This window comes from Enterobacter cloacae complex sp. P18RS, assembly GCF_014982105.1.
GTDB lineage: Bacteria > Pseudomonadota > Gammaproteobacteria > Enterobacterales > Enterobacteriaceae > Enterobacter > Enterobacter hormaechei_C.
In genome coordinates, this window is the sequence record NZ_JADCKV010000014.1 from 51,456 (window position 1) to 76,398 (window position 24,943).

Annotated in this window: 22 protein-coding genes and 4 tRNA genes; 5 read left to right on the plus strand and 21 right to left on the minus strand. The window is 57.0% G+C overall.

Annotated elements, in window-relative coordinates; genetic code table 11:
- Positions 1–43 precede the first annotated feature (43 nt).
- The 7 genes from ysgD to INF61_RS10730 all read right to left on the minus strand — a co-directional run bounded on the left by ysgD (position 44) and on the right by INF61_RS10730 (position 5,874).
- On the minus strand, positions 44–100 hold the full coding sequence (gene ysgD / locus INF61_RS22885) for a YsgD/CorL family protein (protein WP_212743980.1): 57 nt from the start codon (positions 98–100) through the stop codon (positions 44–46).
- 149 nt (positions 101–249) lie between these two features.
- A complete protein-coding gene (gene uvrD / locus INF61_RS10705; RefSeq protein ID WP_017383586.1) occupies positions 250–2,412 on the minus strand; it encodes a DNA helicase II in 2,163 nt (720 codons plus the stop codon).
- Between the two features lie 79 nt (positions 2,413–2,491).
- Positions 2,492–3,208, minus strand: a complete 717-nt coding sequence (gene yigB / locus INF61_RS10710; protein WP_017383587.1) for a 5-amino-6-(5-phospho-D-ribitylamino)uracil phosphatase YigB — start codon at positions 3,206–3,208, stop codon at positions 2,492–2,494.
- Positions 3,208–4,110: a tyrosine recombinase XerC gene (gene xerC, locus INF61_RS10715; RefSeq protein ID WP_193547761.1), complete on the minus strand. Its 903-nt coding sequence runs from the start codon at positions 4,108–4,110 to the stop codon at positions 3,208–3,210. Before xerC ends, yigB begins: the two co-directional genes overlap by 1 nt.
- The gene (locus INF61_RS10720) at positions 4,107–4,814 is read right to left on the minus strand and encodes a DUF484 domain-containing protein (protein ID WP_032672141.1); all 708 of its coding nucleotides are present in this window, start codon (positions 4,812–4,814) and stop codon (positions 4,107–4,109) included. Before INF61_RS10720 ends, xerC begins: the two co-directional genes overlap by 4 nt.
- Positions 4,811–5,635: a diaminopimelate epimerase gene (gene dapF, locus INF61_RS10725; protein WP_017383590.1), complete on the minus strand. Its 825-nt coding sequence runs from the start codon at positions 5,633–5,635 to the stop codon at positions 4,811–4,813. The genes INF61_RS10720 and dapF overlap by 4 nt, the downstream gene beginning before the upstream one ends.
- Before the next feature lie 35 nt (positions 5,636–5,670).
- The gene (locus INF61_RS10730) at positions 5,671–5,874 is read right to left on the minus strand and encodes a lipoprotein (RefSeq protein WP_003860815.1); all 204 of its coding nucleotides are present in this window, start codon (positions 5,872–5,874) and stop codon (positions 5,671–5,673) included.
- A 135-nt stretch (positions 5,875–6,009) separates the two neighbouring features.
- On the opposite strand from INF61_RS10730, the gene cyaY reads away from it, so the two are divergent.
- Complete coding sequence (cyaY, locus tag INF61_RS10735; protein ID WP_003860816.1) at positions 6,010–6,330, plus strand: iron donor protein CyaY; 321 nt, start codon at positions 6,010–6,012, stop codon at positions 6,328–6,330.
- A gap of 279 nt (positions 6,331–6,609) precedes the next feature.
- Here cyaY and cyaA read toward each other — a convergent pair whose 3' ends face one another.
- The gene (gene cyaA / locus INF61_RS10740; RefSeq protein ID WP_017383591.1) at positions 6,610–9,153 is read right to left on the minus strand and encodes a class I adenylate cyclase; all 2,544 of its coding nucleotides are present in this window, start codon (positions 9,151–9,153) and stop codon (positions 6,610–6,612) included.
- Between the two features lie 350 nt (positions 9,154–9,503).
- Between cyaA and hemC the strand changes: the two genes are divergently transcribed.
- From hemC to hemY, 4 genes are read left to right on the plus strand one after another with little or no spacing between them, the layout of a single operon-like run.
- Positions 9,504–10,445, plus strand: coding sequence for a hydroxymethylbilane synthase (gene hemC / locus INF61_RS10745; RefSeq protein WP_017383592.1), 942 nt, complete (start codon positions 9,504–9,506; stop codon positions 10,443–10,445).
- Positions 10,442–11,182 carry a uroporphyrinogen-III synthase gene (gene hemD / locus INF61_RS10750; RefSeq protein WP_033486955.1) on the plus strand — a complete coding sequence of 247 codons (741 nt, stop codon included), beginning with the start codon at positions 10,442–10,444 and terminating at the stop codon, positions 11,180–11,182. Before hemC ends, hemD begins: the two co-directional genes overlap by 4 nt.
- A 20-nt stretch (positions 11,183–11,202) precedes the next feature.
- Positions 11,203–12,396 carry a uroporphyrinogen-III C-methyltransferase gene (hemX, locus tag INF61_RS10755; protein ID WP_015570012.1) on the plus strand — a complete coding sequence of 398 codons (1,194 nt, stop codon included), beginning with the start codon at positions 11,203–11,205 and terminating at the stop codon, positions 12,394–12,396.
- A 2-nt stretch (positions 12,397–12,398) separates the two neighbouring features.
- Positions 12,399–13,598 (plus strand): protoheme IX biogenesis protein HemY, encoded by a 1,200-nt coding sequence (gene hemY / locus INF61_RS10760; protein ID WP_026080629.1) that lies wholly within the window; start codon positions 12,399–12,401, stop codon positions 13,596–13,598.
- A 537-nt stretch (positions 13,599–14,135) separates the two neighbouring features.
- On the opposite strand, the gene INF61_RS10765 is transcribed toward hemY, so the two are convergent.
- From INF61_RS10765 to wecB, 13 genes are all read right to left on the minus strand, one after another.
- A tRNA-Pro gene (locus INF61_RS10765) sits at positions 14,136–14,212 on the minus strand.
- A gap of 44 nt (positions 14,213–14,256) precedes the next feature.
- Positions 14,257–14,343, minus strand: a tRNA-Leu gene (locus INF61_RS10770).
- A gap of 21 nt (positions 14,344–14,364) precedes the next feature.
- Positions 14,365–14,440: transfer RNA gene (locus tag INF61_RS10775), tRNA-His, on the minus strand.
- Positions 14,441–14,507: 67 nt separating this feature from the next.
- Positions 14,508–14,584 (minus strand) — tRNA-Arg (locus tag INF61_RS10780).
- A 102-nt stretch (positions 14,585–14,686) separates the two neighbouring features.
- Positions 14,687–16,072, minus strand: a complete 1,386-nt coding sequence (locus INF61_RS10785) for an amino acid permease (protein WP_017693946.1) — start codon at positions 16,070–16,072, stop codon at positions 14,687–14,689.
- A 197-nt stretch (positions 16,073–16,269) separates the two neighbouring features.
- Entirely contained in the window at positions 16,270–17,010 is a 741-nt protein-coding gene (wecG, locus tag INF61_RS10790; protein WP_015570015.1) for a lipopolysaccharide N-acetylmannosaminouronosyltransferase, read from the minus strand.
- Positions 17,011–17,022: 12 nt separating this feature from the next.
- A complete protein-coding gene (wzyE, locus tag INF61_RS10795) occupies positions 17,023–18,375 on the minus strand; it encodes an ECA oligosaccharide polymerase (protein ID WP_017693948.1) in 1,353 nt (450 codons plus the stop codon).
- Entirely contained in the window at positions 18,372–19,451 is a 1,080-nt protein-coding gene (locus INF61_RS10800) for a TDP-N-acetylfucosamine:lipid II N-acetylfucosaminyltransferase (RefSeq protein WP_033486959.1), read from the minus strand. Before INF61_RS10800 ends, wzyE begins: the two co-directional genes overlap by 4 nt.
- Positions 19,448–20,698, minus strand: a complete 1,251-nt coding sequence (gene wzxE, locus INF61_RS10805) for a lipid III flippase WzxE (protein ID WP_017383597.1) — start codon at positions 20,696–20,698, stop codon at positions 19,448–19,450. The genes INF61_RS10800 and wzxE overlap by 4 nt, the downstream gene beginning before the upstream one ends.
- A 1-nt stretch (position 20,699) precedes the next feature.
- On the minus strand, positions 20,700–21,830 hold the full coding sequence (gene rffA, locus INF61_RS10810) for a dTDP-4-amino-4,6-dideoxygalactose transaminase (protein WP_015570019.1): 1,131 nt from the start codon (positions 21,828–21,830) through the stop codon (positions 20,700–20,702).
- A 4-nt stretch (positions 21,831–21,834) separates the two neighbouring features.
- Positions 21,835–22,512 (minus strand): dTDP-4-amino-4,6-dideoxy-D-galactose acyltransferase, encoded by a 678-nt coding sequence (rffC, locus tag INF61_RS10815; protein WP_032620667.1) that lies wholly within the window; start codon positions 22,510–22,512, stop codon positions 21,835–21,837.
- Positions 22,509–23,771 carry a UDP-N-acetyl-D-mannosamine dehydrogenase gene (wecC, locus tag INF61_RS10820; RefSeq protein ID WP_193547762.1) on the minus strand — a complete coding sequence of 421 codons (1,263 nt, stop codon included), beginning with the start codon at positions 23,769–23,771 and terminating at the stop codon, positions 22,509–22,511. Before wecC ends, rffC begins: the two co-directional genes overlap by 4 nt.
- Complete coding sequence (gene wecB / locus INF61_RS10825) at positions 23,768–24,898, minus strand: non-hydrolyzing UDP-N-acetylglucosamine 2-epimerase (protein WP_006812390.1); 1,131 nt, start codon at positions 24,896–24,898, stop codon at positions 23,768–23,770. The genes wecC and wecB overlap by 4 nt, the downstream gene beginning before the upstream one ends.
- Between the last annotated feature and the right edge of the window lie 45 nt (positions 24,899–24,943).

Sequence of the window (24,943 nt, forward strand, 5' to 3'; positions counted from 1 at the left end):
AGTCGCTGACAACCACTAAGGCCATCAGCAAGAGGAGATAGCCTTAGGAGTTGTTCCTGGATGACAGGGAATTGAGCCAGTATCTACTGGGTGTGTCCAAGGCGAATGTCCTCTTAGCGTAATCGTGCGCGCATGTTACGCCAGCAATAACTGTGGCGTCAACACGCAACGGAACGCTGAAGGGCATTAATTGACCTTCAACGTATAAGGCTAGCAGATTATTACAAAATAGTGATATTTTTCTGAAAGTTACACACTTTCCAGCTTGGCATAGGCTGCCACCAGCCATTTGATCCCCTGCCCCTGGAACGCTACCTGCAAACGGCTGTGCTCGCCGCTGCCTTCCAGGTTGACGATGGTGCCTTCGCCAAACTTCGAGTGGCGCACGCGCTGGCCCAGCTTGTAACCGGTGTCGGTTTCAGAGATCGGCGAGCCCATACGCTGATGGCTGACCGGACGGCTGATGCTGGCGCGCAGGCGCACCTCTTCCACACACTCTTCCGGCAGTTCGCCGATAAAGCGCGACGGACGGTGATACACCTCTTTCCCGTACAGGCGGCGAGTTTCCGCGTAGGTCAGGGTCAGTTTCTGCATCGCACGGGTCACGCCCACGTAGGCCAGACGACGCTCCTCTTCCAGACGCCCGCCTTCATCCAGCGACATCTGGCTCGGGAACATCCCCTCTTCCATCCCGACGATGAACACCTGCGGGAACTCCAGACCTTTTGCGGAGTGCAGGGTCATCAGCTGAACCGCATCCTGCCAGGTATCGGCCTGCCCTTCACCCGCCTCCAGCGCGGCGTGAGAGAGGAATGCCTGCAACGGCATCAGGTCTTCGTCTTCTTCGTTGTAGCTGAACTGGCGCGTTGCCGTCACCAGTTCCTCTAAGTTCTCAATACGGGTCTGGCCCTTCTCGCCTTTTTCCTGCTCGTACATGGTGCGCAAGCCGGAATCTTTGATCACCCGGTCGGTCTGGACGTGCAGCGGCATGTCGGCCGTTTCCTGCGCCAGCGCGTCGATTAACTCCAGGAAGCGCTGCAATGCGCTGGCGGCGCGCCCGGCAAGGGCTTTTTCCTGTAACAGCTCGCGGCACGCCTGCCACAACGTGAGCTGACGATCGCGCGAGGCCTGACGCACCACGTCCAGCGTACGATCGCCGATGCCGCGCGTCGGCGTGTTCACCACGCGCTCAAACGCCGCATCGTCGTTACGGTTGGCAATCAGACGCAAATACGAGAGCGCATCTTTGATCTCCTGACGTTCGAAGAAGCGCATACCGCCATAAATGCGGTACGGCATGCTCACCTGCAACAGCGCCTCTTCCAGCACGCGCGACTGGGCGTTGCTGCGATAGAGAATGGCACACTGCTCCAGCGCGCCGCCGTTCTCCTGCCAGGTTTTAATGCGGTTAACCACGAAGCGGGCTTCGTCGAGCTCGTTGAAGGCGCAGTAAATCGAAATCGGTTCGCCGTCGACGCCATCGGTCCACAGCTTTTTACCCAGGCGCCCGTTGTTGTTCTCAATCAGGGCGTTGGCCGCGCTCAGAATGTTGCTGGTAGAACGGTAGTTCTGCTCCAGACGGATGGTTTGCGCGCCGGGGAAATCGTTGAGGAAGCGCTGGATGTTCTCCACCTGCGCGCCGCGCCAGCCGTAGATAGACTGATCGTCATCGCCTACGATCATCACCTTGCCGGTATCCCCGGCCAGCAGGCGGATCCAGGCGTACTGGATGTTGTTGGTATCCTGGAATTCGTCCACCAGGATGTTGGTAAAGCGTTCACGGTAGTGTTGCAGGATATGCGGTTTGTTCAGCCACAGCTCGTGGGCGCGCAGCAGCAGCTCGGCGAAATCCACCAGACCGGCGCGATCGCACGCTTCCTGATAGGCCTTGTAGACGTTCTGCCAGGTCTGCTCGACCGGGTTACCGAAGCTCTGAATATGATGCGGACGCAGCCCTTCGTCTTTCTGACCGTTGATGTACCACATCGCCTGACGCGGCGGCCACTGCTTCTCGTCGAGGTTCATCGCCTTGATCAGGCGTTTCAGCAAGCGCAGCTGATCTTCGCTGTCGAGGATCTGGAAATCCTGCGGCAGGTTAGCGTCCATATGGTGCGCGCGCAGCAGACGGTGCGCCAGGCCGTGGAAGGTGCCAACCCACATACCGCCCTGGCTGGTGCCCATCAGCTGCGCGATACGGTGGCGCATCTCCGCCGCCGCCTTGTTGGTGAACGTCACGGCCATAATCGAGTACGGCGAGCAGTTCTCCACGCTCTGTAGCCAGGCGATACGGTGAACCAGCACGCGCGTCTTACCACTGCCCGCTCCAGCCAGTACCAGCAGGTTTGTACGCGAGGCGGCAACCGCGTCACGCTGTTTATCATTAAGGCTGTCGAGCAGGTAAGAAACGTCCATTGGCACCGTCACGTCATGTCGGGCAGGCAAATGTTTCCATTCGCCAAAACCCTGTTAATTTATACAGAACAATTGATGATTATATCAGCGTCGTGAGGGATGCCAACCGTGAAATTTCCACGTGCGGCAGAAGACGGCTATCCGGGGTAGTCATCAGATCGGCATTTTCCGGCTTGATCCAGCAGGCCTGCATGCCGCAGCGGATCGCCCCGGCGACGTCCGTGGTCAGGTCGTCGCCCACGTGCAGGATCTCACCGAGCGGCAAATCCAGTTTTTCCGCTGCCAGATGATACATATCGTTGAACGGCTTCGAGCGTCCGTGCGGGCCCGCGCGCAGCACGAACTGAAAATAGTTCCCCAGACCAAACAGTTCAGGCTGAGCGTTGCCGTTGGTGATGGCCACCAGCGGCCACTTTTCGGCGAGCTTCGCCAGCGTGTCGTGGGTCTCCTGCGGCACGTCGATCCGACTGCGCCATTTGGCGAAGTTTTCCATGGCCGCTTCGGCCCCCGTGGCCGCATCCTGCGCGCTCAGGCCGGCGTTGAGCATCGCCTGCTCAACCGCACGGCGGCGCCATTCGGTCACGTCGTGGTAAATCTCCGGTTCGGTTTCCCGCAGGGACTGACGCAGCTGCTGGAAGTCTTTGTTCTGCATCGCTTTCAGCGCAGGATGGTAGTTCTGCACAAACGCCAGCGACTCCTGCTCGGTACGCAGGATCACCGGGCGGTTATCGTAAAGAGTGTCATCAAGGTCAAACGTCAGGGCTGATATCTGACCGAGTGGGCGGTAAAAACGCATTATTTCCCCCGTTTGGCGCGTGGATGCGCCGCGTCATACACCGAGGCAAGGTGTTGGAAGTCTAAGTGGGTATAGATTTGGGTGGTCGACAGATTCGCATGACCAAGCAGCTCCTGTACGCCGCGCAGGTCGCCGCTTGATTCCAGCATGTGCGTCGCAAAGGAGTGGCGCAGCTTGTGGGGGTGAACGTGGCTGTTCAGCCCCTGCTTAATGCCCCACTCCGCAAAGCGCTTCTGCACGTTACGCGCCGAGATCCGCTTGCCGAGTTTCGACAGGAACAGCGCATCTTCGTCGGCGCCAAACAGCCCGCGAAGGTCCAGCCAGTGCTCAATCCAGGAGACCGCATTGCGGCCGATCGGCAGGCGGCGCTCTTTGCTGCCCTTGCCCATTACCCACACCTCGCCGGACTCCAGATCGAGGTGCTTTAAATCGAGGTTCACCAGCTCAGAGAGACGCAGGCCAGCGCCGTACATCACCTCCAGCATCGCGCGGTCGCGCACGGCCAGCGGATCGTTAAGATCGATATCCAGCAGGCGGTTTACGTCGTCGACGTCGATATTTTTCGGCAGATGACGCGGGGCTTTCGGCGTGGCGATGCCTTTTGCCGGGTTGGCTTTCAGACAGCCCTGACTGACCAGCCAGTCGAAGAAACTGCGCAGGGCAGAGAGCCGGAGCGCCAGGCTCGCCGGGCTGAGATTTTTTTTACGGCTACGCACGACGAACCCGCGTACCGTGGCGGCGTCACATTGTTGCCAGCTTTTCAGGCCGATTTCATCGGCAATCTGCATGATGGCATCAAGCTGACGCTGATAGTTGAGCAGCGTAATAGGGCTGAGCTGGCGTTCCACGCCCAGATAGCGCAGAAAGCGGGTGACGTCAGTGGCGAGCAGTCCGTCCGTCATACGCGTTCAATCCAGCGCTCCAGCAGCTCAGGCAGCATCAGGGCGATCTCCTGCAACAGTTGCGTGCCCTGCCCCTGTTCATAATGATGCGCGTCGCGGCTGGTAAATAACATCACGCCCAGGTCACCATCGCGCCCCATCAGCGACATCGCCACCGAGCCGATAGCTTTGGCTTCCGGCAGCACCACCAGCAGTTCTGGCCCGTTAAGCGGCCCCAGATAGTGGTGCTCATGGCCCAGACGCTGAATACGCAGCGGCTCAAACGCCTGACGGCTCAGCGCCAGATGGGTAAACCCGGACGGCGCGCCAATGCGCCAGCGGTCAGGGAAGAGACGGATCGTCGCGCCTGCCAGCCCCAGATCGCGCGCCCAGCGGTGGAAGCGGTTGAGGAACTCTTCGAGACTGTGCGCGGAAGCCAGACGCGCCTGAAGGTGCAGTAGACGGTAGAACAGGCTTTCGTTATTGCTGGCCTGCTCCATCAGCAGCGTCATGTTCTCTTCGAGCTGATTGATGTGGTTGCGCGAGCGCGCCATGTGCCATTCAACCAGCGACACGGTCTCGCGAACCGGATGCGGCACGCGCATCCGTTCGACGACGCGTGCATTGCGGATAAAAAACTCAGGATTGTGCAGCAGGTAATCCACAACAGCGCTGTCGTCCAGCTCCGTTACAGGTTCCCGCAGTTCTTCCCCTGGTTGCTTCATAGATGGATAAACCCGTCATAAACATGTGTCGCCGGGCCAGTCATGTACAGTGGATGACCCGCTCCTTTCCAGGCGATATCAAGACGTCCGCCCGGTAATTCCACGCGAACCTCTTCTGCCAGTAACCCCTGTGAGATACCGACGGCCACCGCCGCACAGGCACCGCTTCCGCAGGCCTGGGTTTCGCCCGCGCCGCGCTCGTAAACCCGCAGGCGAATGTGTTCACGCTTCACCACCTGCATGAAACCGATGTTCGCCCGCTCCGGGAAGCGCTCGTGGCTTTCCAGCACCGGGCCGAGCGTTTCAACCGCCGCGGTTTGCACATCATCCACCTGAATCACGCAGTGCGGGTTACCCATTGAGACGACGCCGCACAATACTGTCTGCTCGGCGGCACGCATAATATAGGTCTTTTCCGCTTTGTTGGCGCGAAACGGCACGGCAGAGGGGTCGAAGTTCGGCTCGCCCATGTTCACGCGCACCAGTTCGTCGTCGGTGACGCTGAGCACCATCCGGCCGTTGGCGGTGCTGACGCGGATATCGCGCTTGTTGGTCAGCCCTTTCAGCCGAACAAAGCGGGCAAAACAGCGCGCGCCGTTGCCGCACTGGGAAACTTCGCTGCCGTCGGCGTTAAAAATGCGGTAGTGAAAATCCAGGTCAGGATCGTAAGGCGGCTCCACCACCAGCAGCTGATCAAACCCCACGCCCACGTGTCGATCCGCCAGGCGACGGATCAATTCCGGGGAGAAAAAGACATTCTGCGTTACCGCGTCGACGACCATAAAGTCGTTGCCAAGGCCATGCATTTTAGAGAACTGCATCATTTGCTCCATTGCGCGGGTACAGAACGTAATTGTCAGAGATTGACCTGAGTCGGGCCGCCGTTATTGCCGCGATCGTTGGTATCCGGCGTAGATGACTCGATACCACTTTGCACCGGTTTTGTCGGCGGTGGTGCGTTTTTATCCTCTGGCGGGAAGTACAGTGGTCCCTTCAGTCCACAGCCGGTCAGGCTAAACAGAGTGACAAGAACGACAAGCGTTCGGAAGACGTTTTTCATGTAGAGGTTGCCCGTAAGTTCAAATCTGTTTCTATCATCGCAGGAGAAGACACAAAAGCAAGAGTTTGCAGCTTTCCTGCAACGGGAATTATTTAGCGTTATACTGCCGCCATCACGAAAAACAGGAATAAAACCATGAACGACAGTGAATTTCATCGCCTTGCCGATACCCTGTGGATGACCATCGAAGAGCGTATCGACGACTGGGACGGCGACAGCGATATCGATTGTGAAATCAACGGCGGGATCCTGACCTTAAGCTTCGAAAACGGCAGCAAGATTATTATTAACCGTCAGGAGCCGCTTCACCAGGTGTGGCTGGCGGCGAAACAGGGCGGCTATCACTTTGATCTGAAAGGTGACGAGTGGGTCTGCGATCGCAGCGGCGAAACGTTCTGGGATCTGCTGGAGCAGGCGGCGACGGCGCAGGCGGGCGAGGACGTAAGTTTCAGATAGTTGCGTTGCCCGGTGACGGCTACGCCTTACCGGGCCTACAACGACTCGAACCGTAGGCCGGGTAAGCGTTAGCGCCACCCGGCAACAGCGGCTCAAACCGTAGGCCGGGTAAGCATTAGCGCCACCCGGCAACAGCGGCTCAAACCGTAGGCCGGGTAAGCGTCAGCGCCACCCGGCAACAGCGGTTCAAACCGTAGGCCGGGTAAGCGTCAGCGCCACCCGGCAACAGCGGCTCAAACCGTAGGCCGGGTAAGCGATAGCGCCACCCGGCGAAAAGCCTCAGGAAAAATACTGCTGCAACAGCGGTGCAGTTTCCTGGTTAGCGGGCGCCGCAGGGGTAATCGCCTGCGTACGGAACGGGATCACCTGCGCTCGCCCATCCACATTCACAATCTGGTAGAACTGCGGCAGGTTGAAGTTGATAAAGCTTGAGCCGTAGGTAAAGCGATCGTGCGAGGACGAATAGAAGCGGCTGACGTCGCGCACCAGCTCCTCTTTGCTGCCTTCACAGTGGTGATACACCTCGGCACGGTTGGTTTCATCCAGAATGTAGATGTTAAACCCGGCGTTATCGCCCGACTCTTCGAAGAAGAACTGAATAATCCCTTCACTCGCAAAGCCATCCACCACCTGCGGCAGCTTAACGTGGTTGGTTTCCACCTGAACCGACAGGCCATGCAGTTTGTTGTGTGAAATCGCGCCGTAGAATTCAATGGCGTTCTCCAGCTTCTGCACCGACACGTTCAGGCGCTCAAAGAACAGCCCCCAGGTCTGGCCAGAGACGCGCAGCGCTTTAAAGCGCCCGGTTTCCTGTCGGGTGCTGGAGAGACGCAGTTCTATGCACTCAGACACCAGTTGCTGAACGCGGGTACGAATCAGGCCGCGCAGGTGCTGGCTGTAGCAGAACACCTCCACGCTGTCCGGCGGCGCGGCGTCCTGGTGCATCTTGCCGAGGATCGTTTTCAGCGCCTCGATCATCGCCTGCTCGCCGTTAAAGTGCAGGGTACGCACTTCGTTCCACGAGTTGCGGTACAGCAGATCCACGCTGCCCACCAGGCAGTTTTGCTGCTCGCCAAAGCTAAAGACGTCCAGCTTGCGGAAGTCAAAGTGAACCACCTGATTGCGGAAGGCCGCCGTCGGGTCGTATTCCAGGTTGACGATGATCGCCAGATGGCGAATCTCACACGGGCTGTAGAGCGCTTTTGGCGTCGGCGCAGGCAGACGCAGCGGGAAGTGGTGCGAGACATCCGCCACCATCTCCTGCAACTTGGCTAAATCGACCACCTCGTTGCCTTTGATAAACAACCGGGTACGTGAGGTGAGAAGGCCGTTAAACCAGGCCCAGGCCACCAGCTTGTTCAGGTAGCGGTTATATTCCAGCGGCTGATGGCTGATGATCGAATCCATGCTTGGCGCACGGTTGTACAGATACCACCCGGTGCGGTTCGCGCGGCCCGGCGGTACGTAGATAAAGGTCAGATTCGGTTCAGACAGGTCAGGCGAAATCTGTGGGTTAACCAGCGTTACCTTGCCCGGCAACGCTTCAAACGCGGCGTACAGTTTGCGGGTCAGCACCCCGATATCCTGTGGGCTGGCAGAAACGCTAAGGTTGTTACGGCGGGCAAAGCGGATCAGGTTGCGGTAGCTCTGCATCATCGCATCAAGCAGTTCGTTGTGCGCCTCACGCACCTGATCGATCTTCCAGTTGGCGCGGTTGTCGAGCATGGCGAGACGCTCTTCGTCCCATCCCCACTCTTTGACTAACTGGCTGACGACTTCACGACGCCAGCCCACGCAGGCGCGTTCGCGGCTCAGTTTTTCACAGACTTTGAGATAGAAACATCGACGCACCAGGTCAAGACGCGTGGCGTCCTCAATGGCTGTCAGGTATTCGGTGACGCGTTCCAGCATCATGCAGTAGGCATCAAGACCGTAGGAGACGATCTCCCCGTCGTGCAGACGCTGTTTAATATCTTTCGCCAGCAGGCGCGGCGTGGGGTATTCCCAGGAGTAGGCTTCCAGCAGCAGGGTTTTCAGCACCGCTTTGTACGGTGAATCAATGCTCTTATAAAGCTGCCAGAGGCTTGCGCCAAAGTACTCTTCGGCGGACAGGGAGCTCAGGCCGCCCAGATCCAGCCACTCGTTTGGCGTCAGAACGCCCTGCGAGTAAAGCGACATGACGTAGTCGTCATAATTCTCTTCTTCATCGCACGGCACCATATTCCACAGAATACGTTTCCCGGCCAGGCGAACGGCAGTACGGTAAAACTCATCCAGCAACAGGATGTGCTGAGTCGAGCCGCAGTCTTCACCACCCAGACTGCCGCTTTCGTTATGGCGGAAACGGTTTTCATCAATCAGGAAGAAGCTCACTTCCACGCCGAGCGACGCCGCCCAGCTCTCCAGCAGGCTGCATTTACGCTGCAACAGCTGGCGCTCTTCATTGTCGAGCCAGGACTGATGGCAGACCCAGATATCCAGGTCAGAAGAGCAACTTTGCCCAACCGATGACGTGCTGCCCATGGAGTAAACCCCGGTAATCGGCAGCTCGCCTTTCGGCGAATCCTGCGGCGGCATACCACGGTAGAGTTCAAGTTCAGTCAGGTAATGCTGTTGGGTTTCATCAGGCGTGAAGAGGCAAATGCCCTGGGGAACGTTACCATCAAGGTAACCCGGCATCAGCGGATGGTGATAGTGCAACAATGTTGGCAGTAGACTGTATACCTGCTGGAAAGCAGGGCCCATGGCAGCAAGCGCGCGATCCACACGCAATTGATTGATGGCATCCAGTCTCTGTTTCAGAGTCTCAATATAGAGGTACAAGACGTATCGCCTGATGTTTCCGGGTGTCGCACGCCAGTCAGAACACAAAAAGCAGCGGACCCGCAGTATTTCAAAAAATAACCGTTACCCTTTTTTCGCCTTTTGCTTTTCTGGTGGTACAGACGAAAAAATGGTCTAAAACGTGATCAATTTAACACCTTGCCGGTTGACCGTAAAGAAAGATGCGCTACATACAAGTGTAGCACCGTTCTTGACGTGTAAATTCCTGAATACGGCGATGGCTGACGAGTACGCCGCCCTGTCCCTCTCACTCTTCATCAACCGTAAAACTGCCATCCGAGTGTCAACAATGTTAGGATGGTTAGCGATTGATAATGACGGTAACAAGCATGTTAGACAATGTTTTGAGAATTGCCACACGCCAAAGTCCTCTTGCACTCTGGCAGGCACATTATGTTAAGCAGCGCCTGGAAGCCTGCCACACCGGATTACGCGTTGAGCTGGTGCCAATGGTCACGCGTGGCGATGTCATTCTGGATACGCCGCTGGCCAAAGTGGGCGGAAAAGGTCTGTTTGTCAAAGAGCTGGAGCTGGCATTGCTTGAAAACCGCGCCGATATCGCCGTGCATTCGATGAAGGATGTGCCCGTTGAGTTCCCGGAAGGGCTGGGGCTGGTGACCATCTGCGAGCGCGAGGATCCGCGCGATGCGTTTGTCTCTAATCGCTATGACTCGCTCGATGCGTTGCCGGCAGGCAGCGTGGTCGGCACGTCAAGTTTACGCCGCCAGTGTCAGCTGGCTGAACGTCGCCCGGATCTGGTGATCCGTTCGCTGCGCGGGAACGTCGGCACACGCCTTGGCAAGCTGGATAACGGCGACTACGATGCCATTATTCTTGCGGTTGCGGGCCTGAAACGCCTGGGGCTGGAAGAACGCATTCGCGTCGCGTTGCCGCCGGAGCTATCGCTGCCCGCCGTCGGCCAGGGTGCCGTCGGCATTGAGTGTCGTCTGGTTGATGCGCGCACTCAGGCACTGCTCGCGCCGCTGAATCATGACGATACCGCAGTTCGCGTAAAAGCCGAGCGCGCGATGAATACTCGCCTCGAAGGAGGCTGTCAGGTGCCAATTGGCAGCTATGCTGAATTAACTGACGGTGAGCTGTGGTTGCGTGCGCTGGTTGGCGCGCCGGACGGCTCACAGATGGTTCGCGGTGAACGTCGCGGCAAGCCGCAAGATGCCGAGGCGCTTGGCGTATCGCTGGCGGAAGAGCTGCTGAATAACGGCGCGCGTGAAATTCTGGCTGAGGTCTATAACGGAGAGCCCCCTGCATGAGCATACTTGTCACCCGCCCTTCTCCCGCAGGAGAGCAGTTAGTGAGCCGTCTGCGCGCACTGGGGCAGGTGGCCTGGAGTTTTCCGCTGATTGAATTCTCCCCCGGTCGCGAGCTGCCTGCGCTCGCTGACCAGATGCGTCTCTTGCAGGAAGGCGATCTGCTCTTTGCGCTGTCGCAGCATGCCGTGGAGTTTGCCCATGCGCAGCTGCAACAGCATGCCGTTAGCTGGCCTCACGCCCCCCGCTATTTCGCCATCGGGCGCACCACGGCGCTGGCCTTACATACCGCGAGCGGAATCGATGTTCGTTACCCGTTAGATCGGGAAATCAGCGAAGTCTTGCTACAATTACCTGAATTACAAACCATTGCCGGAAAGCGCGCGCTCATTTTGCGCGGCAACGGTGGCCGCGAACTGCTGGGCGAAACGCTGCGCGAACGCGGCGCAGACGTGACGTTTGTGGAGTGCTATCAGCGCTGTGCGAAACACTATGATGGCGCGGAAGAAGCAATGCGCTGGCACGCCCGCGGTATTAATACGCTGGTGGTCACCAGCGGTGAAATGTTACAACAGCTTTGGTCGCTGATTCCGCTTTGGTATCGCGAAAACTGGTTACTCCGCTGTCGGCTTCTGGTCGTCAGTGAGCGTCTGGCGAACCACGCCCGGGAACTGGGCTGGCAGGATATTCGGATCGCTGAAAACGCCGACAACGATGCGCTGCTGCGCGCATTACAATAACTCTCAAATGGGAAGCCATAATGACGGAACACGAAAAATCCTCCGCCGTGGTTGAAGAGACCAGGGAGACTGTGGACACCACGTCACAGCCAGAGACGACAGACACAACCGTTGAGAAGAAAAACGGCAGCAACAAAACCAGCCTCACGCTGAGCGTGATTGCCATCGCGATTGCGCTGGCCGCAGGCGTGGGACTCTACGGACTGGTGAAGAAACAAGGCACCAACCAGACGGCCACCAGCGACGCGCTGGTTAACCAAATCACTGCCCTACAGAAAGCGCAGGAGACGCAAAAAGCTGAGCTGGAAGGCGTGATCAAACAGCAGGCTGCCGCCCTCGCCGACGCGAACAGCAAACGTGAAGAGTTGACCAAACAGCTGAGCGAAGTGCAGGAAAAAGTCGCCACAATTTCGGGAACCGATGCCAAAACCTGGCTACTTTCACAGGCCGATTTTCTGGTGAAACTGGCCGGGCGCAAGCTCTGGAGCGATCAGGATGTCACCACCGCCGCCGCGCTGCTGAAAAGCGCCGACGCAAGCCTGGCGGACATGAACGATCCGAGCCTCATCAACGCTCGCCGCGCTATTACGGAAGATATCGCCAGCCTGTCCGCGGTTTCTCAGGTCGATTACGATGGTATCATCCTTAAGGTAAATCAGCTCTCCAACCAGATTGATAACCTTCAGTTGGCCGATAACAACGACGATGACTCCCCGATGGATTCTGACGGCACCGAGCTGTCCAGCTCCCTGAGCGAATGGCGTATCAACCTGCAAAAGAGCTGGCAGAACTTTATGGACAGCTTTATTACCATTCGCCGCCGTGATGAAACTGCCGTGCCGCTGCTGGCGCCGAACCAGGACGTCTATCTGCGTGAAAACATCCGCTCCCGCCTGCTGGTGGCTGCCCAGGCCGTACCGCGTCACCAGGAAGAGACCTACAAACAGGCGCTGGATAACGTTTCAACCTGGGTACGTGCTTACTACGATACCAATGACGCAACCACGACCGCGTTCCTTGAGGATATCGACAAGCTGAGCCAGCAAAACATCACCATGAACGTGCCGGACAAGCTGGAAAGCCAGCCGATTCTGGAGAAGCTCATGCAGACGCGCGTGCGTAACCTGCTGGCCCAGCCGGGCGTTCCGGCAGAGCGTCCGGCTGAAGCACCTGCCGCCGCGCCAGCGCCTGAAAGCGCGCCGCAAGGAGAGTAATGATGCTAAAAGTCTTCTTACTCTTCATCCTGCTGATCGCCGGGATTGTACTGGGGCCGATGCTCGCGGGTCACCAGGGTTATGTATTGATCCAGACCGATAACTACAATATCGAAACCAGCGTAACAGGGCTGGTAATTATTCTGATCCTGGGTGTGGTCGTTCTGCTGGCAGTGGAGTGGCTCCTGCGTCGTATTTTCCGTACCGGCGTACATACGCGCGGCTGGTTCGTTGGCCGTAAGCGCCGTCGCGCCCGCAAGCAGACCGAGCAAGCGTTGCTGAAGCTGGCCGAAGGCGACTATCAGCAGGTTGAAAAGCTGATGTCGAAAAATGCCGACCATGCAGAACAGCCGGTTGTTAACTATCTGCTGGCCGCTGAGGCGGCGCAACAGCGAGGCGATGAGGCCCGCGCCAATCAGCATCTTGAACGCGCGTCTGAGCTCTCTACTAAAGATCCGATTCCGGTTGAGATCACCCGCGTTCGTCTGCAACTGGCGCGCAATGAAAACCATGCCGCCCGTCACGGCGTTGACCGTCTGCTGGAAATTACCCCTCGTCACCCGGAAGTGCTGCGTCTGGCTGAGCAGGCATATATTCGGACCGGTGCCTGGGGCTCGCTGCTGGACATTATCCCTTCCATGGCGAAAGCCGACGTGGGCGATGATGAACATCGTGATGAACTTCAGCGTCTGGCCTGGATTGGCCTGATGGATCAGGCGCGCGCCGATCTCGGCAGCGACGGCCTGAAAACCTGGTGGAAAAACCAGAGCCGCAAAACGCGCCAGCAGGTTCCTCTTCAGGTGGCGATGGCAGAACATCTGATTGAGTGTGACGACCATGACACCGCGCAGGAGATCCTCCTCGACGGTCTCAAGCGACAGTATGATGACCGCCTGGTGATGGTCATCCCGCGTCTGAAAACCAACAATCCGGAACAAATTGAAAAAGCACTGCGCCAGCAGATCAAAACCGTGGGCGATCGTCCGCTGCTGTGGAGTACGCTGGGCCAGTCTCTGATGAAACACGGCGAGTGGCAGGAGGCGAGTCTCGCCTTCCGCGCCGCGCTGAAGCAACGTCCGGACGCATTTGATTACGCCTGGCTTGCTGATTCGCTGGACAAGCAGCATAAGCCGGAAGAGGCCGCAGCTATGCGCCGTGATGGGCTGTTATTGACGTTGCAAAATAACGGAACGCAGCAGTAATTAACAGGAGGCCAGATGGCCTCCTTTTTTACGCCCATAAAAAAACGCCTGCTATAAAAGCAGGCGTTAAAACAGGTCTGTAAGACAACATATTTGGTGCTTCACTCAACGTTGTGTCCATGGTGTCTGATGAGGCCGAAGCGACATCTGTCAGTGGACGATAAGCACCGTAAACGGCTCTGCGTCATTCCTGAGTTTATGAGGCCTTAAGGCGAACATAAGAGATGGAATGAGCATCTACACGCATATTATTGCATGTAATGTGCCAGTTTTACACGCAGAACTTTTACATCGCGCAACATTTTAAGATAAAAGGAAATTATGCTGTTAAGAACCGCCTGAAGCCATACAACATCGCGCTGAAGTCGGCGATATGTCGTCACCAGGAGACAGGTTAAGAGGTAAAATAATAAATTCTTAAATATTAACGGGTTATATGTCGCTGAATCGCGACAAGGATATAGAGTGTTGTCGGGGAAAGGCTACAGGATAAAAAACGCAGAAAACAAAAAACCCCGCCGAAGCGGGGTTCAAAATTGGTCGGCGAGAGAGGATTCGAACCTCCGACCCACTGGTCCCAAACCAGTTGCGCTACCAAGCTGCGCTACTCGCCGATGTACTGCTTTTTTGAATTTTTAGTTCAACTCATTAAAAGTCGTGGTGCGAGGGGGGGGACTTGAACCCCCACGTCCGTAAGAACACTAACACCTGAAGCTAGCGCGTCTACCAATTCCGCCACCTTCGCAATTCACAACTCTTTCAATAATGGGGTGGCTAATGGGATTCGAACCCACGACAACTGGAATCACAATCCAGGGCTCTACCAACTGAGCTATAGCCACCACTGTATTCTTTCACGCGGTTCTGACTACTTCTCAGACCACCGCAGCTCTAGCGCCGGGACTAAAATGGCGCGCCCGACAGGATTCGAACCTGAGACCTCTGCCTCCGGAGGGCAGCGCTCTATCCAGCTGAGCTACGGGCGCTTAGCGCCGTTGCGGGGCTGGATATTACGTACCTCCGTCCCCGCTGTCTAGTGCTTTTTTGAAAAAAATGCGCGTTTGGTTATGGTTTGCACATTTTGCCGCTTATTCCTCCACTTTATGGGCGGAGCCACGGCGGCCCAGGCCAAAAAGTTTATATGCAGCTGTGACGGCAGCCAGGAAGATCATCCCGACAAACAGCGACATGCGGGTATCTTCATTAAAGTACATTCCAATTAATACGCAAATCAGGAACGCCATCGTCAAATAGTTCGCATACGGGAACAGAATGGAGCGGAACGGATGGCTGGCGATCGCTTTTTTGTGCGCCTGTCGGAAACGCAGCTGGCTAATCAAAATGACAAACCACGGTACCATTCCCGGCAGCACGCTGGCGCTATAGACATAAACAAACACGCGCTGCGGATTCGGGATGATGTAGTTCAGGCAAGAGCCAATCAGCAGAATCACAATCGACACCGCTACGCCCGCCACCGGTACACCCACGCGGGAGACTTTACCCATCACCGCCGGCAGCTGTTTGTTTTGCGAGAGCGCGTAAAGCATACGCCCGCAGCTGTACATCCCGCTGTTACAGCCGGAGAGCGCCGCCGTCAGCACCACAAAGTTGATAATGGCGGCCGCCGCCGTGATGCCAATCTTAGCGAAGGTTAAGACAAACGGGCTGCCGGTGGTGCCGATCTCGTTCCATGGGAAAATGGTCACGATAACGAAGATCGCGCCCACATAGAAAATCAGGATACGCCACAGCACCTTGCCTACCGCGCTACGCAGCGTGACCTGCGGGTTTTTCGCCTCACCTGCGGTAATGCCGATCAGCTCAACGCCCTGATAAGAGGCGACAACGATACAGAGTGCGGTCAGGAAGCCTTTCCAGCCGCCGGCAAAGAAGCCGCCGTGTCCGGTCAGGTTACCGAAACCAATCGCGTGCCCGCCGTTACCGAAACCAAAGAAGATGACACCCAGACCCACAACAATCATCACGATAATGGTGGTGACTTTGATCATCGCAAACCAGAACTCGATTTCACCGTAAAGGCGAACGGCGGCAAGGTTCGCCAGCGCCACAAGCCCTACGGCGATGAGCGCGGGTATCCACTGGGCCATCTCCGGGAACCAGAACTGCACGTAGACCCCGATGGCGGTGATCTCCGAAATCCCGACGGCCATCCACATAAACCAGTACGACCAGGCCGTGAGATAGCCAAAGAACGGGCTCATATAACGGTGGGCGTAAACGGCGAAAGAGCCCGTTACCGGCTCCAGAAACAACATTTCGCCCATTGAGCGCATGATGAAGAAGACGAACAGCCCGGCAATAATATACGCCAGCAGGACGGAAGGCCCCGCCCATTTCAGCGTGCTTGCCGAGCCCATAAACAGGCCAACGCCGATAGTGCCGCCCAGCGCGATCAATTCAATATGTCGAGCTTCCAGCCCACGCTGAAGCTCCGGTTTTTTCTCTGCCATAAATCCTCGGTTGTGTTTGCTGTTTCCCGACTTATTGCCGGGTATTGTTTTGAGGGGTACTGAAATACGGAGCGAATGGTTTCTTAAATTCTGGCAAATGGCAAACAATGCATTAAAAAAATGAATGCATTGCACAGAAATCCAGCAGTTTTACAGGGGGGGTTGCAGCGCGAACAGCAGATCGCGCTGCATATTGATTACATTTTCCCGGTGTAGTGCCAGGCGAGGTAGCGCAGCAGACGAATCTGTCGTTTGATACGCGTCGGTTGAGAGAGCAGGCGGTAGAGCCACTCCAGCCCCAGGTTTTGCCAGACTTTGGGCGCACGCTTAACGTGGCCAGTAAAGACGTCGTAGGTGCCGCCAACGCCCATATAGAGCGCATCCGGGCTGACCAGACGGCAATCGCGCATCAGAATTTCCTGCCGCGGCGACCCCATGGCGACAGTGACAATTTTCGCCCCGCTGTCGCGCACGCGCTCATATAACGCCTGGCGATCTTCCGGCCTGAAATAGCCATCCTGGCTGCCCACGATGTTAACATTCCACTGGCTACGCAGCTTTTGTTCGGTCTGCGCCAGCACCTCTGGTTTGCCGCCAATCAAAAATACCGGCGTGCCTTCAGCGCCTGCGCGTTCCATAAGCCGCTCCCAAAGGTCAGCACCCGCCACGCGAGACACATTAGCGTCAGGAAACTTTTTACGAATTGAACGCACCACGCTAATACCGTCGGCATATTTAAACTCCGCGGCTTCAATCAGGCTTTTCACTTCCGCATTATCTTCAACCGCCAGCATTTTTTCTGCGTTGATGGCCACCAGCGTGCCCGATTTCATCTGCCCGTCCGCGAACAGGAAATCCAGCGCGTGTTGCATGTCACGCCAGCCAATAAGCTGTAGCCCACGCAGCGCATAACGCGGGGCTGAAGTTGTATCCGTCATGATAATCCCTACTCAGACTTGCGACAGCGTTGTGCTGCCCTGTGGCTCACGTCTGTGCACAAGCCCTGCACTGTCAAACAACCAGTACAGCAGTTTTGCCAGCAGCAGACAGAGACCGAAAACGACCATAAAAAACACCACGCGTGAGACGAACGAATCCAGTCCCTCGCGCGCCAGAACGATCATATTGAAAATGGCACCGAAACAGAAACTGTGCAAAACAGCGGCTTTGTAGCGGTTGGTCTCTTCATTACCCAGCGTATATAGCCAGTCGAACCATTTTATTATCAGCCCGACCGCGATCGCGCCCGGCAGGATAAACCACGTTCCGCCCATCACTACCAGCGAGCCAATCAGGGTTGGGGAAATCGCCAGGCCCGAATGGTTGTTCAGCACTTCCCAGGTAAAGTAGTTCGCCGTGTTCAGGACAATACCGGGACGGTCAGGCCACAGCCACGTCGGTATAAAGACATAGAAATCGCGAACAATCGGCGCCAGCCCCTGGAATTCGATTTTGTCGTAGTTTTGCAGCAGCAATGCCAGGTTTTCCCACGGCGAGAAGGTGTCGCGCGTCAGATACAGGAAGGTATAAAACGCTTCGTCGCCCGCCACGTTCAGTCCGTAGCGCTTCAGCGCCAGCCAGAACATCCCCACAATGCCAAAGACGCCTGCCGCCGCCAGCATCCACAGCGAGATCCAGCCGCGAATAATGCCGATAAACAGGAAAATCGCGAAGGCGATAATGATGTTGGCGCGGGTGCCGCCGACGATCATGTAGGTCAGAATGCCAAATGCGACGGTGCTGACCAGGAAGAACAGCCAGGCTTTACTGTCCTGACGCAGGAAAAAGACCACCAGCATCGCCGGAATGAAGAAATAGAAGAAACGCTTGAGCGCGACGCCGGAGACTTCGGCGGAGAAAATCTGGCTATAGGACTGCAACTTAAACAGTAAAAAGCCGTTATGCATGAAGAAAATCGCCACGCTGACGAGGGCGATGGTCATCAGCATAACCCACGTCAGATGGGTTTCTACCCGGTTCATGGTAAACAGCGGACGACGGGGTGTGGTGTCTTTCGCCGCGCGCAGGCGCGTTTTATAGGTGACGTAATACACCGCGTAGAAGCAGGTCGCAGAGAGCAGCGCCTGCAACAAGATTTCCGGCGGAGCGACGCCAACATCAAAGCGGAACACGAGGATGCTGGTCAGCGGGAAGCCAAAGAAAAAGGTCAGCAAAAACAGCAGCGAGAAGAATACGTTGAAGTTAAAACGTACGCGCCGGAATTCAAACCAGGTGAGCGTGGCGATAAACAGCGTGCTCAGCAGCCAGACCACCAGCAAGCCGCTAAATTGCAACTGGCTCATGCGTTGTCTCCTGAAGCAATACGCAGCGCGCGGTGCCACGGCGTGAGGTAGTTCGGGCTGAAAAAGTCGATGCTATTTTTATCCACCAGCGTGAGCTGACGCTGCGCTTCCCGTACCACCTCGACATTAAGCGTGTCAGAGGTAAACAGCACCGGAATATGCTGTTCGGCCATGTCCTGCCAGAACGGGTTTTCGCGGTTGAGCACGCACGGTACGCCCGCCTGAATCAGCAGACACAGCGTACCAATCCCCTGCTGACGGGCAAAGATGAAATAGCCCAGATCGCATTTTCGCAGCAGCGCGAGATAGTCATCAAATTCCAGCTTATCGCTGAGAATGTGCAGATTTTCCGCGCTAAACAGCGCAAGCCCCTGCTGGCGAACGTCATCGATGTAGGCGTCGTTATTGGCGGGATAGCCCATTGGCACCACCACGTTCACCGTATCGCCAAACTGCTGATGCACCGCCCGCAGCGCCGCGACATGCTCGTTACTGCGATCGCCTGAATTTCCCACCAGGATGGTCAGTTTGCCTTCACGAACCGCGTCATTCGCCATGGTATTCAGTGCCGGATCCATACGGGTCGGAAAATAGAGCAGTTCCCCGCGAACCTTCGGGTGCTGTTTAGCAAAATAGTTGAGGTCGCCACGGGTAGCAAAAACGCAGCCCACGCGCGCCTGCGCCAGACGACGCAGCGGATAGAAAAGACGGAACTTCCAGCCGTGGGAGACTTCGTAGAGATCCGCTCCCCAGATATGCCAGCTGAACTGGGAAGGTTTTATCCCGCCGCTTAACAGCGCCAGCCACAGCCCGGTATTGAATTGTCCGTGGAAGAAGAAACGCTGGCTTCGGTCCGCTTTGGCTTTCGCGACAACGGCTTTGGTCAGGGCCGCTTTGTCTGGCCAGAAGGTGATGTGCAATGCCGGACACGCCGCGCTCAGGCCGTTATCGCGTCCAACGACCATAAACTCGCGCGCATCGGGCGTGCCGGATGCCAGTTCATCGTTGAAGAACCGCAGAACGGTCTGGTTATGATGCGGGATATCCGATCCCAGTATGTGTATCAGTGCAGTCATGCGCGTTTACGCCAAAGTAAAAATACGCCGCAACAGGCAGCGAAATAAACGATATAAGTTGCCATATAGGCCTGAGCCGCCCCCAGCGCACCGTGGGTGGGGATCAGCCAGTGAGAAAATGCCGTCAGCAGCGCAAACTGGCCGATCTCTGCCAGGATATACAACCGCAGCGAAGCCTTCGCAATCACCAGATAGCCGAAAACGTATGCCCCCACTTTCAGCACATCGCCGACCAGTTGCCAGGCAAACAGATCGCGCATGGCGGTAAACTTCGCCGAAAACAGCAGCCAGATGGCGAAATCACGCAGTAACCAGACGGTAAAGCTGGCGATCGCAACTGCCGGCAACACAAAACGCAGGGAGCGAAAAATCTCGCGGGTAATATCCTGCCTGGAAGTCAGGCGCGATAAGGTTGGCAGTAAATAGACGCTAAAGGAAGCCGTAATAAATTGGAGGTAAGCATCTGAAATGCTGCTCACGCCCTGCCAGATCCCCACTTCATCCCAGCTGTAATGCGCTGCCAGCAGGTTTCGCATCATCACGTAGGCAACGGGAAGCGTTACTGAAGTGATGAGCGCCATCAGGGTAAACTTTCCTAGCTGCCCCGCCAGCATCTTGTCCCACTGCGGTTTCAGGTAATTCAGCGGGACATTGCCTCTGCGCATCAGCATAAACGCTGCCGGAATGACAACGAGCGCAGGCACCAGCGCCAGCCCCAGCAGTGCGCCTTCATAGCCGCCCAGCCGATAGCAAAAGTAGTAGGCGATAACGCCGATGATGCTGCCGAGGATCAGCGCCAGCGCATTCCCGGCGGCATCACGGAAGCCTTTCATCAGCGCCAGCAGCAGGTTTGCCCAGGCGATCCCCATCTGAACGAGCGCCACCAGGCGCACCAGCCCCTGATAATGCGTGTGTCCGAACAGCCCCTGGCTGATGGGTGCCGCCGCCAGCAAAAAGACGACGGCCAGCAACGTAGAGAAGCCCAGCACCATAGCAGAGGAGGTGCCCACCACCGTGCGGAGCTTTTCGGCATCGTCATGATGCTGCGCGACGTATTTGGTGACGCCATTGAATATCCCGGCTCCCGCCAGCACGCCAAGCACCGTGACCAGCTGGCGGAAGTTCCCTGCCAGCCCAACGCCTGACGGACCAAATGAGACGGCCAGCAGCTTGACGACCAGTAACCCGGCGCCAATTTTTACAAGCGTGGACGCTGCCGTCCACACCGACGCTTTTGCCAGAGACATATCAGGCGAAATAACTCAGAAGCGAATTGATCACCGTACGCTGGTTCACCGGCGCGAGGTTGTAGAACAGGGGCAGGCGGAGCAGACGTTCGCTCTCTTTGGTGGTGTAGCGGTCTTCACCGGCAAACATCCCGAAGGCTTCGCCAGCCGGGCTGGAGTGCAGCGGAATATAGTGGAATACCGCCATAATTTCCGCCTCTTTCAGCCAGGCAATCAGCTTGCTGCGATCGTCGTTATCGCGCAGCTTGATGTAGAACATGTGAGCGTTGTGGATGCAGTCTGCCGGAATAGTCGGCAGTTCAATACGTCCGGCTTTTGCCAGCGGCTCCAGCGCGTCGTAGTAGGTTTGCCACAGGGAGAGGCGTTGCAGATTGATTCGCTCTGCCGCTTCCAGCTGCGCCCAGAGATACGCGGCCTGCAAATCCGCCATCAGGTAGCTTGAGCCGATATCGCGCCAGGTGTACTTATCCACCTGACCGCGGAAGAACTGGCTGCGGTTGGTCCCTTTTTCACGGATCACTTCCGCACGCTCCACCAGGGCACGATCGTTAATCAGCGTCGCGCCGCCTTCGCCGCCTGCGGTGTAGTTTTTGGTTTCGTGGAAGCTAAAGCAGCCGATATGACCAATGGTGCCCAGCGCGCGCCCTTTGTAGGTGGACATCACGCCCTGCGCGGCGTCTTCCACCACAAACAGGTTGTGCTTTTTAGCGATGGCCATGATGGTGTCCATCTCACAGGCCACGCCCGCGTAATGCACCGGCACAATCGCCCGCGTTTTATCGGTGACCGCCGCTTCAATCAGCGTTTCGTCGATGTTCATAGTATCCGGACGGATATCCACAAACACGATTTTCGCCCCGCGCAGGACAAACGCGTTCGCCGTGGAGACGAAGGTGTAGCTCGGCATGATCACTTCATCGCCGGGCTGGATATCCAGCAACAGCGCCGCCATCTCAAGCGATGCGGTACAGGACGGCGTCAGCAGTACCTTGGCACTGTGAAAACGTTGCTCCATCCACTGCTGGCAGCGGCGGGTAAAACCGCCGTCACCACAGAGCTTGCCGCTGCCCATAGCAGACTGCATGTAATCAAGTTCAGTGCCCACCACGGGAGGCGCGTTAAATGGAATCATCTTGTCACCTGTATAACCAGTAGGCGGTGGCGTCGATGCTGGCACCACTCGCAATATAACGTTTAAGCGCAGCGGTGTTGCCCATCTGGGTTGCGACCCGCAGCGTCGATACCTGTTGTTGCTCCGCCCAGTGCAGCGCCGCCTGCATGAGTTTCTCGCCCATGCCGCGCCCGGCTAACAAACCGATGCGCGCCTCGTGCTCGTTGAGCCTGCGAAGCGAAACAAAACCCTGAATCTGCCCCCCGGCAGTACGGAACACCAGACAGACGTGGTCAAACGTGCCTTTGACCGCATTCTCTATCCACTGGGCATAAAAGCGGCCGCTGTCATCGGGCGCATACCAGGGCGCCCGGAAACGGCTCTGAGCGAAGGCCAGCGCCGCCATCTTACGCAGCGCGGGGATATCCTGCTCCGTTGCAATTTCCGCGCCCGGTGAGGCGTGGAGAGCCACGGTAACAGAGAGATCAACCTCACCCTCGACCAGCCGGAATCCGTGCTGCTGGAGGGCGTCCAGCAGATCGGCGCGGTCCGCCGGGATCTTAGCCTGTACGCGCTGCCAGGCGCTGAAATCTGCTTCCTGCAACGCAGGGGCATTGTCGCGCAGACGCACTATCGCTGAGGGACGCGCAAAGAATGCGCTTTCCCACTCAAGGGCCTCCAGCACGCCGTTGAGGATACTCAACGCCACACGCCTTTGGTATCAACAACATACTGCTGACGTACGGCATCACCGGAAACCGCTTTGAACGCATTGTGATCCACCAGCAGCACCAGCACATCCGCCGTCGCCAGCGCGTCATCCAGGGCGGTAAGGGTGCAGTGACCGGCAAGTTTTGCCGGCAGCGCATGAATATTCGGCTCAACCACCAGCGTTTCACCGCTGTGCCAGGCAGCGATCATTTCGGCAATTTCCATCGCCGGGCTTTCGCGCAGATCGTCAATATTCGGTTTGAATGCCAGACCAAAGCAGGCAATTTTCAGCTCACTGGCGCGTTTGCCGCTGTCGGCCAGGCAATCCGCGACCGTGGCTTTGACTTGGTTGATAACCCAGTGCGGTTTGTGGTCGTTTACTTCGCGCGCGGTGCGAATCAGGCGTGCCTGTTCCGGGTTCTGCGCCACGATAAACCACGGATCGACCGCGATGCAGTGCCCACCCACGCCCGGCCCCGGCTGAAGGATGTTCACGCGGGGGTGACGGTTGGCAAGGCGAATAAGTTCCCAGACGTTAATCCCCTGATCGGCGCAAATCACCGACAGTTCATTCGCAAACGCGATATTAACGTCGCGGAAGCTATTTTCGGTCAGTTTGCACATCTCGGCGGTGCGGGAGTTGGTCACCACACATTCGCCTTCAAGGAAAATTTTATACAGCTCGCTGGCGCGCGCGGAGCAGACTGGCGTCATGCCGCCAATCACGCGGTCATTTTTAATCAGTTCCACCATCACCTGGCCGGGCAGTACGCGCTCAGGACAGTAGGCGATATTGATATCGGCCTCGTCGCCCGCCTGCTGCGGGAAGCTGAGATCGGGACGCGCCTCGGCCAGCCACTGCGCCATCTGCTCGGTAGCCCCAACAGGTGAAGTGGACTCAAGGATAACCAGCGCCCCTTTCTTCAGCACAGGCGCAATGGATTTTGCCGCCGCCTCGACGTAAACCATGTCAGGCTCATGATCGCCTTTAAAGGGCGTTGGAACCGCAATCAGGTACGCATCGGCTTCTACCGGCGTGGTGCTGGCGCGCAGGAAGCCACCGTCCACCGCCTTTTTCACCACACGATCGAGATCGGGCTCCACGATATGAATTTCGCCACGGTTGATGGTTTCCACCGCGTGCGCGTTAATATCTACGCCAACGACCTGCTTTTGACGAGAGGCAAAGGCCGCCGCAGTAGGCAGCCCGATATAGCCAAGACCAACAACAGAGATGGTAGAAAAACTCATAGCGTTACCCGATTGTGTTTAAGTGCGTGCAAAATACGACCACAAGCCTGCCCGTCACCGTACGGATTGTGGGCCCGGCTCATCGCCTGATACTCTTCATCGTCATGCAGTAAGCGCGTGACCTCTTCGACAATACGACGCGGATCCGTTCCCACCAGACGCACGGTACCGGCAGTAACCGCTTCCGGGCGTTCGGTGGTTTCACGCATCACCAGTACCGGCTTACCGAGGGAGGGCGCCTCTTCCTGAATGCCGCCAGAATCGGTCAGGATCAGCCAGGCGTGGTTCATCAGCCAGACAAATGGCAAATAGTCCTGCGGCTCGATCAGGAGCACGTTTTCCACGTGGCCCAGGATACGGTTGACCGGTTCGCTGACGTTCGGGTTGAGGTGCACCGGATAGACAATCTGCACATCCTCGTTCTGCGCGGCGATTTCAGCGAGCGCGTGGCATATTTGCTCAAAGCCACGGCCAAAGCTTTCGCGGCGGTGGCCCGTCACCAGAATCGTTTTCTTGCCGTTATTCAGGAACGGATAGCGCGCAGCAAGTTCTGCCTGAAGCTCGCTGTTAGCCAGCACGCGGTCACGCACCCAAATCAGCGCATCAATGACCGTATTGCCGGTGACGAAGATCTTGCTGTCGCTGATATTTTCGCGCAGCAGGTTCTGACGTGAGTTCTCGGTTGGCGCAAAATGGTACATCGCCAGGTGACCGGTGAGCGTACGGTTGGCCTCTTCCGGCCACGGGGAATAGAGATTGCCGGTACGCAGACCCGCTTCAATATGACCAACGGGGATACGCTGATAGAACGCGGCCAGGCTGGTCGCCACGGTGGTGGTGGTGTCGCCGTGCACCAGCACCACATCCGGCTTGAACGACTCCAGAATAGGCTTTAATTCTTGCAGAATACGGCAGGTGATTTCCGTCAGTCCCTGTCCCGGTTTCATTATATTGAGATCGTAATCCGGGACGATAGAAAAGAGGGTTAAGACCTGATCGAGCATCTCACGGTGCTGGGCAGTCACGCACACTTTCGCTTCAATATCAGGATCTCTGGCCAGCGCATGAACCAGAGGCGCCATCTTGATGGCCTCCGGCCTGGTGCCAAATACGGTTAGTACTTTCACATCGATTCTCTTCGATTAGACGATGAAGGCCGCAGCCTTCATCGT

Coding starts and splice junctions, on each gene's coding strand:
- rffA (WP_015570019.1), bottom strand. CDS start 21,830: ATGATTCCATTTAACGCGCCTCCCGTGGTGGGCACTGAACTTGATTAC.
- wzxE (WP_017383597.1), bottom strand. CDS start 20,698: ATGTCTCTGGCAAAAGCGTCGGTGTGGACGGCAGCGTCCACGCTTGTA.
- hemD (WP_033486955.1), top strand. CDS start 10,442: ATGAGCATACTTGTCACCCGCCCTTCTCCCGCAGGAGAGCAGTTAGTG.
- hemC (WP_017383592.1), top strand. CDS start 9,504: ATGTTAGACAATGTTTTGAGAATTGCCACACGCCAAAGTCCTCTTGCA.
- yigB (WP_017383587.1), bottom strand. CDS start 3,208: ATGCGTTTTTACCGCCCACTCGGTCAGATATCAGCCCTGACGTTTGAC.
- xerC (WP_193547761.1), bottom strand. CDS start 4,110: ATGACGGACGGACTGCTCGCCACTGACGTCACCCGCTTTCTGCGCTAT.
- INF61_RS10720 (WP_032672141.1), bottom strand. CDS start 4,814: ATGAAGCAACCAGGGGAAGAACTGCGGGAACCTGTAACGGAGCTGGAC.
- cyaY (WP_003860816.1), top strand. CDS start 6,010: ATGAACGACAGTGAATTTCATCGCCTTGCCGATACCCTGTGGATGACC.
- hemY (WP_026080629.1), top strand. CDS start 12,399: ATGCTAAAAGTCTTCTTACTCTTCATCCTGCTGATCGCCGGGATTGTA.
- INF61_RS10730 (WP_003860815.1), bottom strand. CDS start 5,874: ATGAAAAACGTCTTCCGAACGCTTGTCGTTCTTGTCACTCTGTTTAGC.
- wecC (WP_193547762.1), bottom strand. CDS start 23,771: ATGAGTTTTTCTACCATCTCTGTTGTTGGTCTTGGCTATATCGGGCTG.
- uvrD (WP_017383586.1), bottom strand. CDS start 2,412: ATGGACGTTTCTTACCTGCTCGACAGCCTTAATGATAAACAGCGTGAC.
- hemX (WP_015570012.1), top strand. CDS start 11,203: ATGACGGAACACGAAAAATCCTCCGCCGTGGTTGAAGAGACCAGGGAG.
- INF61_RS10800 (WP_033486959.1), bottom strand. CDS start 19,451: ATGACTGCACTGATACACATACTGGGATCGGATATCCCGCATCATAAC.
- wecG (WP_015570015.1), bottom strand. CDS start 17,010: ATGACGGATACAACTTCAGCCCCGCGTTATGCGCTGCGTGGGCTACAG.
- INF61_RS10785 (WP_017693946.1), bottom strand. CDS start 16,072: ATGGCAGAGAAAAAACCGGAGCTTCAGCGTGGGCTGGAAGCTCGACAT.
- dapF (WP_017383590.1), bottom strand. CDS start 5,635: ATGCAGTTCTCTAAAATGCATGGCCTTGGCAACGACTTTATGGTCGTC.
- wzyE (WP_017693948.1), bottom strand. CDS start 18,375: ATGAGCCAGTTGCAATTTAGCGGCTTGCTGGTGGTCTGGCTGCTGAGC.